This window comes from Desulfothermus okinawensis JCM 13304 (assembly GCF_054654515.1).
This window is the reverse complement of sequence record NZ_BAAIEW010000022.1, coordinates 1-18,080: the sequence shown is the minus strand read 5'-3', so window position 1 is coordinate 18,080 and position 18,080 is coordinate 1. Positions and strand designations below refer to the sequence as shown.

Here is an 18,080-nt window from a genome sequence, read left to right as displayed (position 1 = left end):
TATTCACTAATCACTAAATTTAATCCTCACCTTCCAACCTTGAGACTTGAACTTTGAACTTATAGGGTCAGGGAACCTCCCCGACCCTGTTAATTTACTTCCTCAAATTGAGTCTTTGAATAAGCTCTTTATACCTATTTACGTCCTTTTTCCGCAGATAATTTAAAAGCTTTCTCCTTTGTCCAACAAGTTTAAGCAACCCATTTCTTGAATGAAAATCGTGCTTATGTACCTTGAAATGTTCTGTTAAATAGTTGATCCTAGCAGTGAGTAAAGCTACCTGGACCTCTGGTGAGCCAGTGTCTTTATCATGTAACTTAAACTCCTCAATGATCTTTTTCTTTTCCTCAACTGAAAGTGCCACAGCAAACCTCCTTAATTTATTTTATTCTTTTAATTGTTACTCTGTTCCCCATAGTCCCCGTAAAATTTTCCAATAAAGGGTCCCATCTATAAATCGAGTCTCCATTAGGGCCAAGGGATTTAGCTCATTGTCTAAAAAAAAATACTTTTCTCCTTGGTCTTGAGGATATGCCCCCTGGATTTCGCCCACCTTAAGCAAATTTCCGTTTTTTATCCTCTTTGAGACCACCTCATCCACTACAAGCCTTGGCCAATGGGGAAGACTCTCCATTAGCGGGATAACCTTTTCAAAAAAAAGGGAGGGGGAATTTAAGAGCTCTTCCATTGACACACCATGTTCAAGGCCATATGGGTGAACCCTTTCTCTTATCAAGTCTGATAGGGCTGCACCCACCTTTAACCGTTTCCCCAGGCTGTGGGCCAGGGAACGGACATATGTGCCCTTTGAACAAGTTATCCTGAACTCAACAAAGGGTAAATTTACTCCTAAAACTTCTACTTGGTCAATACAAATTTTTTTCACCCTTTTTGGGGGATTCTCTCCTCCCCTTGCCAGGGAATAGAAGGTTTTTCCCCTATGCTTAGCTGCTGAATAAGGGGGAACTTCCTGCTCCTTTAAATCCTTCCAATCAAGAACTGCCTCTATTACCTCCTTTTCTGATAAACCTGTTAATTCACACTCTCTGACCACATTACCTGTTACATCATAGGTATCTGTCTCTATACCCAGACGAATAACTCCCCTATATACCTTGTCTCCATCCATTAGATACGGGGCCAGCTTTGTACCCCTGCCAAGAAGTACAATGAGTACTCCTGATGCCATGGGATCCAAAGTCCCTGCATGACCAATCTTTTTTTGCTTAAATCTTCTCTTTATCTTCTCAAGACAAGAAGTTGAAGTTGGACCCTTTGGCTTATTTAAGACCAAAATCCCATGACACTGTTTTATTCGATTAGATTTCATACCCAAACTGTCCCAAAAGCCATTTACAAACTAAATATAACTAGAAACACATTTAATAAAAATCTCTTTAGCTTCATCCAAAGGCAAATCTATCCTGCCCCCTGCTGCATTTTTATGGCCACCACCATTTAATTCCATGGCTATTTTACTAACATCCACCTCGCCCCAAGATCTCATACTTACCTTTACCTTATCTTCGTCTTCACGCAAAATAGCAGCAACCTTAACGCCCTTTATTTGCCTGATATAATTAATTATCCCCTCAGAATCTTCCACTGTTGACTGGGTTTTTTCAAAAAGTTCTCTGGGAATTTTTATTAATGCAAGTTTACCATCAAAATAAAGTTTTGCATCTTGCATTGCAAGGCCATGGAGGTGTACTTTATTTATAGTCCAATATCTTTGATACTTTCTATTAAAATCATCTAAATCAAATCCCATTCCCAATATTTCAATAACTACCCTTAAGGTATCTGGACCAGTATTACTAAAAGTAAAAGATCCAGTATCAGATACAATTGCAGTATATAAACATTCAGCTATATTATATGTCACTTCTATTCCTGATTCCTTAAATAAATAATACACCATTTCTCCAACAGAGGACATATTTGCATCAACCCAGTTTATATCTGCAAAATTATCATTAGTTGGATGATGGTCAATATTAATAGAAGTCTTTACATGGATTTTTTCTATCTCCTTACCTACCCTATATCTATCCCCACAATCTAAAAATATAACACAATCATATTCCTTTTTTATCAATGTATGAGTGACGTATTCCTTAAACTTCAAATAAGAAAATCTATCTGGAATATTAGATATATTATATAGATAAACGTCTTTTTCCAGAGCTTTAAGCAAATAAAACATTCCCCCCATTGATCCAACAGCATCCCCATCTGGATTCATATGGGAGGTAACTAAAAAAGTTTTATTTTGTAAAATAGTATTGATTATTTCTTTTTTTATGTCCATTTTTATAAACTAAAAATCTCCAGCGATGTGTCTACTATTTCTTCACTGGTTATTTTTTCCAAAAAATTAAACAAATTATCAGCAACTTTCTGTATAACCTTGCCGTTATTTGACACAGTTACAATACCAAAAACAAGTCTATTTATATTATCCTGGGATTCTATTTCTGCAATTGAAATATTAAATTTGTTTTTTAGTTTTTGTTTTATACTATTTGCAATATTCCTCTTTTCTTTTAAAGAAAAGACACCATGCAAATAAAATTCAACCCTAATACATCCAATTTGCATGAACATTGCCGCCAATAATTTTAGATTCAAGATTCCACATCCAACATCCTGTATTCAAATCTTCTCAAAACCCTGAAGATTGAACCTTAAACAAAAACTACAAAGTCCTCTTCTCTTCAACTTCTTCAAAGGCCTCTATTACATCGCCTACTTTTATATCATTAAATCTCTCAAGTCCAATACCACATTCAAATCCTTTTGTAACTTCCCTTACATCGTCTTTAAACCTCTTAAGTGAGGCAACCTTTCCAGTGTAAATCACAACTCCATCCCTAAGTAGTCTAATAGATGCATTCCTCTGGATCTTTCCATCAATAACTATACATCCTGCAACAGTTCCAACCTTTGGGATATTAAAGGTCTCTTTCACCTCTGCCTGACCAAGGTATACCTCTTTCTTTATAGGGGCAAGCAGGCCAGATAGGGCTTCTTTAATGTCATTTACAAGGTCATAGATTACTGAATAGAATCTTATCTCCACCCCTTCTCTTTCAGCAAATTCCTTCACCTTGGCAGTTGGACGCACATTAAATCCTATTATAATTGCATTGGATGCCGAGGCCAATCTCACGTCATTTTCATTAATTGCACCAGTTGACCCGTGGATAATTTTAACACTTACTTCATCAGTTGAAAGCTTACCAAGTGCTTCAGCTATGGCCTCATATGACCCCTGAACATCTGTCTTAATAATGAGGTTTAAATTCTTTATATTCTCTTCTTCCTTAGCCTTAAAGAAGCTCTCAAGGGTGAGCTTTGTTTGTTTGGCCAATTCTTTTTCCCTGTGTTTCTGTCGTCTTGCCTCTGCTATCTTTTTCGCCACTTTCTCATTTTCAACTACAACAAATTCCTCTCCAGCATTGGGGACCCCATCAAATCCCTGTACCTCAACAGGCATAGATGGACCTGCACTATCAACCTTTTGTCCTTTGTCACTTATAAGAGACCTAACTTTACCGTAATTTAGACCGCAAACAAAGCTGTCCCCTGTCTTTAAGGTACCTTCTTTTATAAGTACCGTTCCAACTGGGCCTCTTCCTTTATCTAGCCTAGATTCAATAATAAACCCCCTTGCCCTCTTGTCTGGATTGGCCTTTAGCTCCAACACCTCTGCCTGAAGCAGCAACATCTCAAGTAACTGGTCTATTCCAATCTTCTTTTTTGCAGAGATATTTACATAAATAGTATCCCCACCCCACTCTTCAGGTAAGAGTCCAAGCTCTGCCAACTCTCTTTTAACCCTTTCAGGATCAGCATTGTCCTTATCAATTTTGTTTATGACCACAATAATTGGCACATCAGCAGCCCTTGCATGGTTTATTGCCTCTTTGGTCTGCTCCATGACTCCATCATCAGCAGCCACTATCAATATTACTATATCAGTAACCTGGGCACCCCTTGCCCTCATTTCCGTAAAGGCTTCATGACCCGGGGTATCTAGAAATACCACATATCCATCACCCACTTTGACGTGATATGCACCAATGTGCTGGGTAATCCCACCTGCCTCTTTCAATGCAACATCTGAACTCCTGATGGCATCCAAAAGGGTTGTCTTACCATGGTCCACATGACCCATTATGGTCACAACAGGAGGTCTTGGTTTTAGGTCTTCTGGCTTGTCTTCTTCTTTGGGCAAGATAAAATCTTCCTCAGAGAATCCCACCTTTTCAACTTCATAGTCAAACTCTGCAGCCACCAGGGAAGCTGTATCAAAATCTATAGACTGATTAATAGTGGCCATTACACCGAGGTCCATGAGCGTCTTTATTATCTGTTGTGCCTTGACCCCCATTTGTTGGGCAAGGTCTGAGACCCTTATTGCCTCTTCTATTTTTATCTTTCTCTTTGCGGCCTTTATTGGTTGAGTAGTTATTTTAGGAGTTTCTTCCCGTTTTTCCTCGAGTTTCTTTTTCTTTGGAGCCTTTCCCCCTGTCTTATCACTTACTGGACTTTCCTTCTTTTTCTTCCACTGGATCTTTTTCTTCTTGGTGTCCTCTTCATAAATAGAAGATACATCCACCACCTTTTTGGTTTTCTTTTTTCGCCTTGTCCTGTCCTCTTTCTCAGGCACCACAGGAAACTCTGCAACAGGAGGTGAACCCTGGGCAGCACTGGGTCTAGTTGACTTCGCGGGCCTGGGTTGAAATTCCTTAGCTTTCTTTATTTCTCCACTTTCCCTGGATGGAGATTCCTCTTTTTTTGGTACTGTAATCACCCTTGCCTTTGGATAAGGTTTCCTTCTCCTAAATTTTCTTTTATCTTTAAAGGGCCTTTTTCTCTTTTTTTCTTCCTTTTTTTCCTCTGGGTGTTCTTTTTCAACACGGGGGGATTTAACCTCTTCTAATTCCTTTTCCTTAACCTTATCATCTTCTCTGTCTTCTTTTTCCATTTCTTTTTTGGACTCAACTACTTCTTCTTCAACTTCTTTTTCTTCTACCTTAGTTTCTTCTTTAGTTTCTTCTTTCTTATCTAACTCTTCAGTTACTTCTTCCCTTGTTTCCTGAACATCACCCTTAGACTTTTGTTCTTCCCTTTTTACAGGCCTTCTCCTTATTATTATCCCAGAAGCCACCTTTTTTTTCTGAACCCTATTATCTTGTCTTTGCTCTTTAAATTTTTCCTTCACATGTTGGACCTGTTCTTCAGTAAGCCCACTCATATGACTTTTTACAGGAATATTTTCTTCTCTAAGAAGATGTAATAATTCTTTATTACTTATTCCCAATTCTTTTGATAATTCTCTAACACGCATTTTTGTGGCCATAATCCCCCCTTAAAACCCCTTAACTTCTTTCTTCTCTCCAAGCAGAGCCAAGCTTGCTCAATCTGTATTTTAGTGAAGAAAACCTTTTTCCAGCCTTTTGTCTGCAGTTTTCTTCCCTACATATATAAAAACCCCTTCCAGGCAATTTTTGCTCTCTGTCTAAAATAAATTCACCTCTAATATACACATACCTATCTAAAAGATATTTAGCTTTCTTTTTTCTACAAACAATACAAGTCCTAAGTGGTATATGTTTCATGGACTCAACTAAGATAAAATAAGATTTAAGGCAGACCTGAGTTCCTTTAATTTGTCTTCATCCATCCCTTCTATCTCCATAAGTTCTTCATCTGTAGCCTGTGCAACTTCCTCTAAAGAACTAAAACCAGCTTCATAAAATGCATCCACACTGCTACCCACTACTCCAGCCAGTTGTTCCAGCTTCTGTCTATTTTGATAGATCTCTCCATAACGACTTTCTGTTATAATGTCTATACTCCACCCCAGGAGTTTGCTGGCCAACTTTACATTTTGTCCCCTTTTTCCAACTGCCAAATAGTACTGATTGTCAGGGACCACAACCTCTAAACTCTTTTCTTCTTCATCTACAGTGATGCTGGATATCCTGGCAGGCGCCAAAGCATTGACAGCATAGGTAGTTATGTTAGGGCTCCACACAACAAGGTCTATTTTTTCACCTTTAAATTCCTGTATTATCTTATTTATGCGAGATCCTCTAACTCCAACACATGCCCCTATTGGATCAACATCCCTGTCCTTTGAATAAAGGGCAACTTTTGCCCTCACACCAGGATCCCTGGCAATGCCCATAATCATTATGGTACCATCACTGACCTCAGGCACTTCTCTTTTAAACAGGGCCTCCATATAGGCAGGATGGGAACGGGAAAGTATTATCTGAGGTCCCCTCCCCTCTTTTTTTACATCTATTATATAGCCATCTACCCTATCGCCCCTTTTATAGTGTTCTGTTGGAATCTGCTCATCCCTTGGAAGTAGGGCTTCAGTTCTGCCCAGATTTATAATTAGCCCAGCCCTTTCTTTCCTCTGTACAGTTCCACTTACAATTTCTCCAACCCTATCTTTATATTCTTCATATATGATCTCTTGCTCCGCATCCCTCATGCGCTGAATTATTACCTGTTTTGCCGACTGGGCAGCTATCCTGCCAAGGTCTTCAACTTCCAGTTTAAAGCCAACTTCATCGTCTAACTCTACATTTGGATCTATCTCTTTGGCATCTTCCAGGGCAATTTCCTTATCTGGATCTTCTACTTCCTCCACCACCCTTTTAAACTGGTAAACTTCCATGTCACCTGTATCTTCGTTATAATTTACCTCTATGTCTAACTTGTTATGGTACTTCTTGTTAACAGCCACTCTAACAGCTTCTTCCAGTGTATCTATTAAAACATCCCTGTCTATTCTTCTTTCTTTGCTAATTGTTTCAATGGATTTTTTTAATTCTAATCCCATGAAATGACCTCCACTTGAAAATCAAGATATATAAAGACTCTCCCCCATCTCTTGCAATATTTTTAATCCCTAGTCAAAATATACCAATTTAATCTTCTCTATCTCCTCCCAGGAAATAGAAAGATCTTCCCCATCTACATCTATTACCACTTCACCTCTGTGAGGATCAGCAGATTTAAGTCTTCCCTTCCACTTTTTTCTATTTTCAATGGGAATTTTTGATTTAACTGCCACCACCTGGCCGGTGTAATCCCTTAACTGGTTAATTTCAAAAAAAGACCTGTCTAAACCAGGAGAAGATACCTCCAGGGTATAGGAACCAGGGATTGGATCTTCTATATCCAAAATTACATCTAAGTGCCTGGACACATTAGTACAATCTGAGATAGATATCCCAGAAGGTGAATCAATATACACCCTAAGTATTCCACCACCTCTAAAAGAACCTAAAAATTCCATACCCCACAGATCATACCCCAGGGACAAAACAGCATCTTTTACAATTTTATTCAGTTTTTCTTTTATATCTTCAAATTCCATATACCAATATCCACCGATTTAGTTATTCAAAAAAAAAGTGGACCAAATAGGCCCACTCCAAAAATTCAAATTTTTTTTAATCTAGGAGTGGAGCGGGTGACGGGATTTGAACCCGCGACTCCAAGCTTGGGAAGCTTGTACTCTACCAACTGAGTTACACCCGCTCAAATCACAAATATATTTTTATTCAAAACACAACAATTAGTCAAGGGTTGAACAAAGGTATTTCAAATTAAATATTATAATATGTCAAAAAATTGAGAAAAATCTCCATGATCATCTTTCCATTTGTTAAGATTCAGTTGGCCTGTTTTTTGCTTCATTCTTTATCAAAGGAGGTTTTTTCCCATGCAAGACAGTGTATACAATGGTCTGTTTGGCGCACTTACCCAAACTTACAGGCTGGATATAATTGCCAATAATTTGGCTAATGTTTCAACTGTTGGGTATAAAAAAGATAAGTTGAGCTTTGAACAAGTCCTGTCCCACTATGCCCATGATTTTAATGACCCAAACCTTGGGATAAAAGGTGGGATAAGATGGCCAGAAAAAGATCTACTCACCCAACCAAGGATCGCTGAAAAACGGATAGATTTTTCCCAGGGTCCTTTGCAACACACAGGAAATTCCCTGGACCTTGCAATTGGGGGTAATGGCTTCTTCAAGCTACAGACAAAAGATGGAATAATGTATACCAGGGCAGGTAATTTTACCCTAGATAAAGACGGATTTATTGTATCTCAAAAGGGTTATAAGCTTTTAGGTAAAGGTGGACCTATCCAGGTGAGGGGTAAGGGAAGGATTCAAATTACCCAGGATGGGAATATATATGTTGGAGAGACAGTGGCTGGAACAATAGATGTGGTGGATTTTAAAAATAGAGGCCTGCTCAAAAAAATTGGGGAAAATCTCTACAAAAATGATCCAAATAATCCAGAAAAAACAGTCAATAATCCAAGGATTTATCAAGGGTATTTAGAGGGTTCAAATGTTCAGGTGGTTAAAGAAATGATCAATATGATTGATACATTGAGGAATTTTGAAATCCTTCAAAAGACAATGACAAGTACAAATGATGAAGACTTAAAACTAATAACAAAGGTTGGCAATCCAACATAAAAGGGGGCTAATTATGATGAGATCACTGTGGACTGCTGCATCTGGCATGGTTGCCCAGCAAATCAATATAGATACCATCGCCCACAATTTAGCCAATGTGAATACAGTGAGCTTTAAAAAAAGCAGGGCAGAATTTGAGGACCTTATGTACCAGACATTAAAAATAGCTGGGCACCAAAACCAGGGTGGTCAAACAATTCCCACAGGCATACAAATAGGACTTGGAGTAAGACCATCTACTGTGCACAAATTCTTTAAAGAGGGAAATTTACAGAACACAGGAAATCCCCTGGACCTGGCAATAGAAGGAGATGGTTTTTTCCAGGTAGATGTAAATGGCCAGATTGCATACACCAGGGCAGGCAATTTTAAATTAGATCAAAATGGTCAGATAGTTACCCCCAGGGGATATCCTCTTCAACCGCCATTTACTGTACCTACTACTACACAAAACATTGTTGTTACAAATGATGGACACATCTCAGCCCTGGACAAGGAAGGAAATGAGCTGGCAGGGGCTGATATACCCATATACACATTTATAAACCCCGCAGGGTTAAATGCAATTGGAGGAAATCTCTACATGGAAACTCCAGCATCAGGTGCAGCACAACAGGTTACACCTGGGACTGACAATGCAGGAAGGATTGTACAGGGTTTTTTAGAGATGTCTAATGTGGAATTGGTAGAAGAGATGGTAAACATGATTATGGCCCAGAGGGCATTTGAGAGTAACTCAAAAACTATTACTGCTTCAGATCAAATGATACAATTTGCAAATAGAATAGTCAGGTAGGGTTTTATGAGACAGGATATCATTTACAATTCATTAATATATCTGATGTACCTCATCTTCACTGTGAGTCTTTCATCTATGGGATTTTGTTCTTCAATAAGATTCAAAGATATAGCCTTGGTACCTGATAATTTTATAAGATTTAAAGATATTGTAATTATAAATGACCATGACCAACTATCAGATGATATTAAAGATTTACCTCTACTTGATATATCTGATTATCCAAAAAAATTCACCCTTCAAAAAGAATTTTTAAAAAAAATAATATCAGAAAACCTTCCCAAAAATCTTGTAAGTAGATGTGATCTCCCTGACAAAATACATATATACAAAGGTTCTCTTCTGGTTACTAAAGACAAGATTTTTTCCCTTTTAGTTGATTTTGTAAAAAAGAATGCATCCCAACTCAACGGGGAACTGAGGTTAAGGGATGTGGTAATCCCTGAATACCTAATACTTGGTTCTGGAGAAAAAATCTACATTCAAACTGGTCAGGATCCAATAAAGCCAGGGTCAAATAACATAACGTTTGTTATCTACAGGGACAAAAGGATATTGAGAAAAAAGACAGGCAGATTCTTTCTGGACGTATACAGGGCGGTTCCATGTGCCAGGAGGCCACTAAATATTGGAGAGGTGTTGACCTTTGACAAGATAACATTTGTAAAAAAGAACATTGCATATATTTCAAAAAATATATGGGACGGGAAAAGCGGGCCTTACAGGATAAAGGTTCCAATTGGAGCCATGCAACCAATTACCATGGAAAGACTAGAACCTCTCCCTGTTGTATCAAGGGGTCAAAAGGTAAAGTTGGTTTATGAAGGCAGTAGCATCCTACTCAAAACAATAGGTAAGTGTTTAGAAGATGGTAACATTGGAGACTTCATAAAAGTAATGAATATTCAAAGTCACAGGATTGTTTACGCAAAAGTAATAAATAGAGACACAGTAAAAGTAGAATAAAAAGTAATATGGTAATTAGTGATTAGTGAATAGTGATCAGTGAGAAGGTAGAAGGATGAAGAGTACTAAAACGTTGAACCTTGAACCTCGAACCTTGAACATTGAACACAGTCCACAGACACAACAAAGCTTGAGACTTCGGAGTTAGTGAAATAAGCAGATATAACAATAAATATCCCATAAGGAGCCTTTAAATGAAAAGGTTATTGCTGTTAATCTTATTAGGTCTTGTAGCCTCATGTGCAACTAATTCCCCTTCTTATATACCCAAGCTTGTTCCACCAGAGCCTGAGCCAATATCTAAAATAAATAATCCAGGCTCCCTTTTTCAGCCTTCAGATGCCAGGCTTTTATTTGAAGACAACAGGGCCAAGCGAGTTGGCGACATAGTACTTGTAAAAATTGTAGAGCAAAGCAGTGCATCCACTGAATCAGATACCAAGTCAGAGAAAAAATACGATATTTCAGCTGGATTTAGTAGCTTTTTTGGGAGGGGTAAGGTCCTGGGACTTCCAATGCCAGTTGGTGATACACCAATCTTGAAATCTTCAAATCACAACAAATTGGATACCTCAGGGGATACCTCCACACAGACAACCATTACAGCAACAGTTGCAGCCAGGATTATAAGGATATTTCCAAACGGACTTATGGAACTCCAAGGTTATAGAGAAATCATGGTCAACGGAGAAAAACAAATAATCCATGTACATGGTCTTGTAAGGGCGAGGGATATTGATGCAGACAATTCGATTACTTCCAATCAACTAGCTGATGCAAAGATCTATGTATATGGTGAAGGTGTGTTATCAAATAAACAAAGACAGGGATGGATGGGGAAATTGATAGATAAAATATGGCCATTTTAACCCATGGATTGTGGTGGGTAGATGAAAAAAATAAATTAAAATTATAACAATATGTTAATCCAGGTTTTGATAAACTTGGATTAAGAGGTATTAATAAGAGGTAGTTATATGAATAATAGCGGTACCAAAAAAAATAGTATACTGGATATCTCCTTTTACCTCTTATACTTCACCATGTTAGTAATACCTCTTTTGTGGGTAAGACAAAGTTTTTGTGAGAGCGTAAGGCTTAAGGATATTGCAAAGTTTAGTGGTGTCAGAACAAATCAGCTAATTGGATATGGGCTTGTGGTTGGGCTATCTGGCACAGGAGACCAACGTGGATCTGAGTTTACCATTCGATCCATTGCCAATATGTTAGAGAACATGGGAATCAAGGTAGATCCAAATAATATTCAGCCCAAAAATGTGGCAGCTGTTGTGGTTTCTGCTAAGATGCCAGTATCAGCAAGACCAGGGGACAAGTTGGATGTGACGGTCTCCTCTATTGGTGATGCCAAAAGTCTCTTAGGTGGTGTACTTATTCTAACTCCTCTAAAGGGCATTGATGGGAAGATATATGCCCTGGCCCAGGGACCTATCCTACTTGGAGGATACACTGTTGGAGGACAGGCCACATCTGCTGTAAAAAATATCCCCACTGTGGCAAAGATCCCTGAAGGGGCAACAGTTGAGAGGAAACCCCCTTTTGAATTCAACTCCCAGGACAAGATTACAATATCCCTGGACATAAAAGATTTTTCCACCACCCAACAGATTACAAAGGCTATTAACGACAAATTGGGAGGCCAATACGCCTATCCAAAGGACATCTCCACAATAGATTTAAAAATACCTCCACAATTCAAACACAATCTAGTGCCACTTTTAGCCAGTTTAGAAAACATGTATGTAACCCCAGATTCCAGGGCAAAGGTAGTTGTAGACGAAAAAACTGGAACCATTGTAATGGGTTGGGACGTAAAAATATCCCCTGTTGCAATTGCCCAGGGAAATCTCCAGATGGTGGTAAAAGAAACCCCCCAGGTATCCCAACCTGCCCCCTTTAGCCTTGGAGTCACTACTGGAGTGCCAAGGACTCAGGTAAAGGCAAAGGAAGAGATAAAAAAATTAACCATGATAAAAGGCGCAAGTTTAAAGGAACTGGTGGATGGATTAAATGCAATTGGGGCATCCCCACGGGACATGATATCAATTTTAAGGACACTTAAGGCTGCCGGGGCACTCCATGCAGAACTGGAGGTCTACTGATGATAAAATTGGGCATAGATACAAAAATGAATAATTTTAACCTGGACAAAGTAGCCAGGGAACTGAACTCACTTGAGGGTTCAAGGTTCAAAGTTCAAGGTTCTAATGGTTCGAGGTTAAGTGAAAAAGAACAGAAGTTAAAAGAAGTATGTACTGATTTTGAGGCAATATTTATTGAAAAATTATGGGGGGAAATGAAAAAATCTGTATCAAAAGATGGATTTTTTAATGACCCTATAAGCAACCAATACATGGATCTTTTTGACTTTGAATTCTCAAAAAAGCTGGCAAAGGAAGGTGGCATAGGATTATCAAAATTTCTATATAACAATCTGGTGAATCAACTGGAAAAAAAGAGTGAGCACACTGAGGTAAAAAAAACAGAAGTTCAAAAATCAAAGATAAATATAACGACCCAGATATACCACCACAAAAAAGATAAAACAACCATCTTAGACAAAGTAAATGAAATTGCAGAGAAAATAGAACAAAGAGAAAAAAAGAAAGAGTCAAATAAGATAATCCTTCCTGTATCTGGAGAAATCACATCTTATTTTGGCATTAGGAAGGATCCTTTTTCAGGGGAGAGGAAAATGCATAATGGTATTGATATAGCAGCCCCAATTGGGACAAAGATTAAGGCTGCAACAGGGGGAGAGGTGATCTATTCTGGAGAAAGGCCAGGATATGGAAAAGTGGTGATTATTAAAAACAGCGCAGGTTTGGAGACAATTTATGCACACAATAAAGAAAATCTCGTAAACCAAGGTGACATTGTAAACCAAGGTGACGTTATTGCCACAGTGGGAATAACTGGCAGGACAACTGGTCCCCATGTCCACTTTGAAGTAAGGATTAACAATAAACCAATAAACCCTCTACCTTTAATGGAAAAGACCTTATATGCCAAAGTTTTTTTAAATACAAGAGGCTAAATTAAATAGCAAAAACAAACGATAAAGAGATAAACATTAATCAGGAGTCTATCATATGGAAAAGATATTAAATCCCATAAAAAGGCAGCTAAAGGCCCTGGATGTTTTATATTCCCTGCAAAGGGAAGAATACAAGATATTACTGGGAAATCGCAAAAGTGAATTATCTAAAAACCAGTTTGCCATTCAGGGATTAATTTCCCAGTTGAAAAAGGAGAAAGAAGAGCTTCTCACTCTGATTCAAAAAGAATTTGGGGTAAACAAGCTGTTAGACCTGGCAGGGGTTTTAGAAAAAGGAAGAAGAGAGGAACTAGTGGAATTGATTGATAGTTTAAAGGCCAAAGAAAAATTGTGTATGGAGCAGGCCACCAGGAATGCAGACCTTGCCATAGCCCATCTGGAACAAACAAGGGAACTGGTAAATTTCCTCTACGACCAGATAAGGCCAAAGTCAAAGGATGTTTACTCCAAATACGGAAAATTTACCACAAAGACACCAGGTCCATGTATAGTAAGTGGGAGGCTATAGATGCCAGGCATAGGATCAGTCTTAGACATAGGCAAATGGGGTTTATTTACTTCCCAGACTGCAATTGAAACCACAGGCAATAACATAGCCAATGTCAATACCCCTGGATACAGTAGACGAAAAGTAATAATAGAAGAGGCCCCATCTATTGATTTTGCTCCAGGACAACTGGGTAGGGGAGTAAGGGCAAAGGAAATTGTGAGGGTTTTTGATGATTTTATAGAAAAGCAATACCTTACAAAATATTCTGACCAGGAAAAATGGCGTACCCTTTATGAGAACCTAGACAGTGTCCAGACTGTGTTCAAAAATGGTGAAAATTCAGGTCTTAGTACGGCACTGGAACAATTTTTTGCCTCCTGGCAAAGCCTTGCCCAGAGGCCAGATGATTCAAGTGTAAGGACTGCCTTGCTTGGTGATAGTGCAAACCTTTTGCAGGCAATAGATATTGGGGCAAGTGATCTACAAAACATACAAAATCAGATAAATGACTTTATTGAACAAGACGTAAACAAGGCAAACAAACTCATACAGGAGATAGCAGATGTAAACAGACAAATAACTGCCCATGAGGTCCCTGGACAAAACAATCCCAATGAACTCTATGACAAGAGAAACTCGCTGCTTAGGGACTTAGCACAACTTGTGGATATTACTGTAATGGACCATGGTGGAGGGGATCTGCTTGTAACAACGAGATCTGGCTATACCCTTGTAGATGGTATTGAATACTATAAACTCTCTTTAGAAGGCCCCCAGACCATAACCAACCTAACCACAGATTCAAATTTTGATGGTCAAATATATTTTACTGGCTCAGATGATTATGAATATACATTGCAGGTTGTAACACCAGGCACAGTGGGATCCAGTTCAAGTGATCCAAATGTTGCTAGATTAAAAATCTCAATAGATGGGGGGAACACCTGGTTAACCGACGAAAATGGAAATTACATAACCATCCCTGCCCTTAATTATAATTCACGTGTGACCCTGCCAAATAGTGATGTGCAGGTGTGGTTTGGAGATCCAGACGATCCTTCTCATTACACAGGTTTAAACCAGCTTCAGGCAGGAGATACCTTTCACGTGATTCCCAAACATGGACTATACTGGTACCAGACAACTTCATCAAAGGTAAACATAACTCCCATGGTCCTTGGCAATGGCAAGGATAATAGCAGGAGACTAATGGGAGGTACCATTGCAGGGATGTTTAATTTTAGAGACAACTATGTTGGTGAAATAAAAGAAAAATTTAATGAATTTACAAAAGAACTCATATGGGAAGTAAATAGAAACCACTCTCAAGGGGTTGGACTGCGAAAATATGGTGAGATAACTGGCACCTATAGGGTCTATAATAATTCCGCCCCCCTGCGTTCAAACAGTTCTGGTCTCTTTTTCTATGACAAACTATCAGAAGGAAATGTTGGGATCTATATATACAATAAAACTACCGGGGAGTTGATAGATGGTCCCCTTTATCTGGACATGGACGGAAATTATACTGACAACACAAGGACAAACTTTGACCCACAAACCCATTCCCTGGAAGACATAAAGGATGCCATCAATAATGATCCCAGATTAAATGGCTACCTAAGTGCGGATATAATTGATAACAAATTAACAATAAAGGCAAAAGATTCCAATTATGAATTTGCATTTGGAGAAGACTCTTCAGGACTTCTTGCTGCACTTGGAATTAATACCTTTTTTGAGGGGACAGGGGCGCAGGATGTGGCCATAAATCCTTATATAAATCAGAATATTGATTTTATTGCCTCTGGAAGGATAAATGGTGCAGGAGAGGCAAACCCAGGAGACAATACAACAGCAAACAATATAGCTGCACTCCAATACAAACAAGTATCATTTACAACAAAATCTGAAGGAACTACCCAAAATACCTTGCAGGGATATTACAACTCCCTAACTGCAACAGTTGGATCCCATACCTCAAGGGCAGAGTATAACTACAATTTTTTTAAGGCACTGGCCACAGATTTAGATGAAAGGCAAAAAGAGGTCTCTGGAGTAAACCTGGATGAGGAAATGAGTAATTTACTTAAATTTCAACAGGCATACACGGCTTCAGCAAAATTAATTACAGTATCTGAACAAATGATGTCCACTGTCATACAGATGATACCATAGCTAAATAAAAGAGAACGTGTATGTAGTTATGAAAAAACATTAAACAGTAAAATAAGGGGTCTTCCATGACTTCAAGAATATCCCAGAGCATGCTCTATACAAATTTTATGAATTACCTGGATCAGACTACATCTTCTCTACAAAAACTGTATGAACAGGGCTCAAGTCAGAAAAAAATCAACCGACCTTCTGATAATCCAGTGGGTATGGCCAGGATACTATATTACAGGGATTCCATAAAGGCACTATCTCAGTACCAGGACAATATTAACAATTCCAAGGGATGGCTCGGGCTTGCAGACACAACCCTAAAGCAGGTAGAGGACCAACTCTCAAGGCTTAAAGAACTAACAGTACAGGCATCCACAGGATCCATAAATGAAAGCGACAGAAAGGACATCTTAAAAGAAGTAAGACAGATATTTGACCAGCTCCTTGCCTTATCAAATACCACCTATGAGGGAAGATCCCTGTTTGCTGGCCACAAAATACACACCCAGGCGTACACAAAGGGACTTACTGTGTTTTCCAACAAAAAAGATGATACTGGAATAGATGATGTATCTGCGTATATTAAAAATATTTCTGGAAGTAGTGATGATGTGATTGTTGTTGAGTTCAATAAGCCTGGCAGTGGGACCGCTAAAATTGGAATAGATGACAACATTACATACACTGTTAAAAATGTCAGTTCCTCAACAACCATTACAAGCGGAACACTAAATGCTGGAGATACTACCCTGGATCTTGGCGGAGTTAAGCTGGAGTTAAAAAAGGGCTATGAGGTTGTATGTGATGATGCCTTAGCTGGAGAAGATAGAACAAAATTAATAATCGCCCCAACTGCTATATATCATGGAGACAACGAATCTGGTGCTGGAGTAAAGATAAATAAAATCCCATCTGGTTCTACATATAACAACTATAACTTATCAATTACTCCAGACAAAAGTGGTAGCTTTGAGAACCCTGTTGTAGTTAAAATAGTCTCAGGTGGAAATATTGGGGATGGTAATCCAGTTGAGTATAAATATAGTATTGATGGTGGTACCACGTGGTCAGGAACCATTCAAGCGGACAATTCTTCAAGTCCCCTGGAATTAGACCTGCCTGGAGGCAAGGTTACATTAAGTGAAATGGATTCATCTCAGCCCCATCCAACACTGAGTGGCCTTGAGTTTCAAATAGGAGGGATAGAGGTAGAACAGTCGTCAACAAATTTGTATTCATTTGCACAGGGAGATATACATAAGGATATTATAGTAAGAATAGATAATGTAGCAGGAACTGGATTTACCAATGGAGATGAAATTGAATATTCATATAGCACAGATGGCGGCATTTCCTGGGACAGTGGACACAAGATAGTGGCAACTGGATCAGGATATGAATCCCTGCCAATTGAAGGTGGCGTTCTCAGGCTGGCTCCATCAACCCTAACATCTTCCCTTTCCCAGGGAGACCAATTTACCATTCATCCAAGGGATGCAAGTATGGATTCTGAAATTTCCCAAGGTGTTAATGTGCCAGTTACCCATGTGGGAACCAAAATATTTGGAGGATTCTCTGAAAATTCATCAGGTCAGGAAATGGCATTTGCAGATGACGATAAAAAAAATCTATTTGTTGGGGTTGGAAGACTCATAGCAGCATTGGAATTAAATGACCAGGAAAAGATAAGTGAGGGCCTTGACTACATAGACTCTGCACTAAGTGAGGTTACTAAAGTACATGCAGACATAGGCGCTAAGATAAATAGGTTAAATACATCTGAGAGCATTTTATCAGACTTAAAACTAAATCAGTCAGAAAGAAAAAGCTTTATTGAAGATGTTGATTTTGCAGAACTCCTTACCAAAATAAGTCAGCAACAAACAGTGTATCAGGCAATCTTAAAATCAGCATCAATGATAATGAAAGTGAGTTTGGTAAATTACGTTTAAATAACATTGCCCTTCTTGCCTATTCCTTTAGCTCCGATTATTGATTGAGTTATGGATCAAGTGATTAGTGAAAGGTAGAAGGATGAAGAGCACCTAAAACTTTG

General features: G+C 38.7%; 17 protein-coding genes and 1 tRNA gene. 9 read left to right on the top strand and 9 right to left on the bottom strand.

Annotated features, from left to right (window positions below; all coding sequences use genetic code 11):
* Positions 1–94: 94 nt before the first annotated feature.
* From rpsO to ACYQ0O_RS09215, 9 genes are all read right to left on the bottom strand, one after another.
* Positions 95–364: a 30S ribosomal protein S15 gene (rpsO, locus tag ACYQ0O_RS09255; protein WP_075069040.1), complete on the bottom strand. Its 270-nt coding sequence runs from the start codon at positions 362–364 to the stop codon at positions 95–97.
* Between the two features lie 36 nt (positions 365–400).
* Complete coding sequence (truB, locus tag ACYQ0O_RS09250) at positions 401–1,330, bottom strand: tRNA pseudouridine(55) synthase TruB (RefSeq protein ID WP_459892373.1); 930 nt, start codon at positions 1,328–1,330, stop codon at positions 401–403.
* Positions 1,331–1,360: 30 nt separating this feature from the next.
* Entirely contained in the window at positions 1,361–2,311 is a 951-nt protein-coding gene (locus tag ACYQ0O_RS09245; RefSeq protein ID WP_459892371.1) for a DHH family phosphoesterase, read from the bottom strand.
* Between the two features lie 2 nt (positions 2,312–2,313).
* Positions 2,314–2,631 (bottom strand): DUF503 domain-containing protein, encoded by a 318-nt coding sequence (locus ACYQ0O_RS09240; RefSeq protein ID WP_459892368.1) that lies wholly within the window; start codon positions 2,629–2,631, stop codon positions 2,314–2,316.
* Positions 2,632–2,698: 67 nt separating this feature from the next.
* Positions 2,699–5,368: a translation initiation factor IF-2 gene (gene infB, locus ACYQ0O_RS09235; RefSeq protein WP_459892366.1), complete on the bottom strand. Its 2,670-nt coding sequence runs from the start codon at positions 5,366–5,368 to the stop codon at positions 2,699–2,701.
* A gap of 19 nt (positions 5,369–5,387) precedes the next feature.
* A complete protein-coding gene (locus tag ACYQ0O_RS09230) occupies positions 5,388–5,627 on the bottom strand; it encodes a YlxR family protein (protein WP_459892364.1) in 240 nt (79 codons plus the stop codon).
* 8 nt (positions 5,628–5,635) lie between these two features.
* Complete coding sequence (gene nusA, locus ACYQ0O_RS09225) at positions 5,636–6,865, bottom strand: transcription termination factor NusA (protein ID WP_459892362.1); 1,230 nt, start codon at positions 6,863–6,865, stop codon at positions 5,636–5,638.
* 69 nt (positions 6,866–6,934) lie between these two features.
* Entirely contained in the window at positions 6,935–7,405 is a 471-nt protein-coding gene (locus tag ACYQ0O_RS09220) for a ribosome maturation factor RimP (protein WP_459892360.1), read from the bottom strand.
* A gap of 88 nt (positions 7,406–7,493) precedes the next feature.
* Positions 7,494–7,569, bottom strand: a tRNA-Gly gene (locus ACYQ0O_RS09215).
* 184 nt (positions 7,570–7,753) lie between these two features.
* Here ACYQ0O_RS09215 and flgF point away from each other — a divergent pair.
* The 9 genes from flgF (at position 7,754) to flgL (ending at position 17,976) form a co-directional block, all read left to right on the top strand.
* Positions 7,754–8,524: a flagellar basal-body rod protein FlgF gene (flgF, locus tag ACYQ0O_RS09210; RefSeq protein WP_459892358.1), complete on the top strand. Its 771-nt coding sequence runs from the start codon at positions 7,754–7,756 to the stop codon at positions 8,522–8,524.
* 13 nt (positions 8,525–8,537) lie between these two features.
* On the top strand, positions 8,538–9,320 hold the full coding sequence (flgG, locus tag ACYQ0O_RS09205) for a flagellar basal-body rod protein FlgG (protein WP_459892356.1): 783 nt from the start codon (positions 8,538–8,540) through the stop codon (positions 9,318–9,320).
* 6 nt (positions 9,321–9,326) lie between these two features.
* The gene (gene flgA, locus ACYQ0O_RS09200) at positions 9,327–10,289 is read left to right on the top strand and encodes a flagellar basal body P-ring formation chaperone FlgA (protein ID WP_459892354.1); all 963 of its coding nucleotides are present in this window, start codon (positions 9,327–9,329) and stop codon (positions 10,287–10,289) included.
* Between the two features lie 194 nt (positions 10,290–10,483).
* Positions 10,484–11,158: a flagellar basal body L-ring protein FlgH gene (locus ACYQ0O_RS09195; RefSeq protein WP_459892352.1), complete on the top strand. Its 675-nt coding sequence runs from the start codon at positions 10,484–10,486 to the stop codon at positions 11,156–11,158.
* Between the two features lie 174 nt (positions 11,159–11,332).
* Positions 11,333–12,409, top strand: coding sequence for a flagellar basal body P-ring protein FlgI (locus tag ACYQ0O_RS09190; RefSeq protein WP_459892437.1), 1,077 nt, complete (start codon positions 11,333–11,335; stop codon positions 12,407–12,409).
* Positions 12,409–13,344, top strand: a complete 936-nt coding sequence (locus tag ACYQ0O_RS09185) for a peptidoglycan DD-metalloendopeptidase family protein (RefSeq protein ID WP_459892350.1) — start codon at positions 12,409–12,411, stop codon at positions 13,342–13,344. The genes ACYQ0O_RS09190 and ACYQ0O_RS09185 overlap by 1 nt, the downstream gene beginning before the upstream one ends.
* A 55-nt stretch (positions 13,345–13,399) precedes the next feature.
* Positions 13,400–13,873 (top strand): flagellar export chaperone FlgN, encoded by a 474-nt coding sequence (gene flgN, locus ACYQ0O_RS09180; RefSeq protein ID WP_459892348.1) that lies wholly within the window; start codon positions 13,400–13,402, stop codon positions 13,871–13,873.
* Positions 13,874–16,033, top strand: a complete 2,160-nt coding sequence (gene flgK, locus ACYQ0O_RS09175) for a flagellar hook-associated protein FlgK (RefSeq protein WP_459892346.1) — start codon at positions 13,874–13,876, stop codon at positions 16,031–16,033.
* 65 nt (positions 16,034–16,098) lie between these two features.
* Positions 16,099–17,976: a flagellar hook-associated protein FlgL gene (flgL, locus tag ACYQ0O_RS09170; RefSeq protein ID WP_459892344.1), complete on the top strand. Its 1,878-nt coding sequence runs from the start codon at positions 16,099–16,101 to the stop codon at positions 17,974–17,976.
* Positions 17,977–18,080 lie beyond the last annotated feature (104 nt).

Bases quoted from the DNA above. Each gene is read 5' to 3' on its own strand.
- truB (WP_459892373.1), bottom strand. From the start codon at position 1,330: ATGAAATCTAATCGAATAAAACAGTGTCATGGGATTTTGGTCTTAAAT.
- ACYQ0O_RS09245 (WP_459892371.1), bottom strand. From the start codon at position 2,311: ATGGACATAAAAAAAGAAATAATCAATACTATTTTACAAAATAAAACT.
- infB (WP_459892366.1), bottom strand. From the start codon at position 5,368: ATGGCCACAAAAATGCGTGTTAGAGAATTATCAAAAGAATTGGGAATA.
- ACYQ0O_RS09230 (WP_459892364.1), bottom strand. From the start codon at position 5,627: ATGAAACATATACCACTTAGGACTTGTATTGTTTGTAGAAAAAAGAAA.
- nusA (WP_459892362.1), bottom strand. From the start codon at position 6,865: ATGGGATTAGAATTAAAAAAATCCATTGAAACAATTAGCAAAGAAAGA.
- ACYQ0O_RS09220 (WP_459892360.1), bottom strand. From the start codon at position 7,405: ATGGAATTTGAAGATATAAAAGAAAAACTGAATAAAATTGTAAAAGAT.
- flgF (WP_459892358.1), top strand. From the start codon at position 7,754: ATGCAAGACAGTGTATACAATGGTCTGTTTGGCGCACTTACCCAAACT.
- flgG (WP_459892356.1), top strand. From the start codon at position 8,538: ATGATGAGATCACTGTGGACTGCTGCATCTGGCATGGTTGCCCAGCAA.
- flgA (WP_459892354.1), top strand. From the start codon at position 9,327: ATGAGACAGGATATCATTTACAATTCATTAATATATCTGATGTACCTC.
- ACYQ0O_RS09195 (WP_459892352.1), top strand. From the start codon at position 10,484: ATGAAAAGGTTATTGCTGTTAATCTTATTAGGTCTTGTAGCCTCATGT.
- ACYQ0O_RS09190 (WP_459892437.1), top strand. From the start codon at position 11,333: ATGTTAGTAATACCTCTTTTGTGGGTAAGACAAAGTTTTTGTGAGAGC.
- ACYQ0O_RS09185 (WP_459892350.1), top strand. From the start codon at position 12,409: ATGATAAAATTGGGCATAGATACAAAAATGAATAATTTTAACCTGGAC.
- flgN (WP_459892348.1), top strand. From the start codon at position 13,400: ATGGAAAAGATATTAAATCCCATAAAAAGGCAGCTAAAGGCCCTGGAT.
- flgK (WP_459892346.1), top strand. From the start codon at position 13,874: ATGCCAGGCATAGGATCAGTCTTAGACATAGGCAAATGGGGTTTATTT.
- flgL (WP_459892344.1), top strand. From the start codon at position 16,099: ATGACTTCAAGAATATCCCAGAGCATGCTCTATACAAATTTTATGAAT.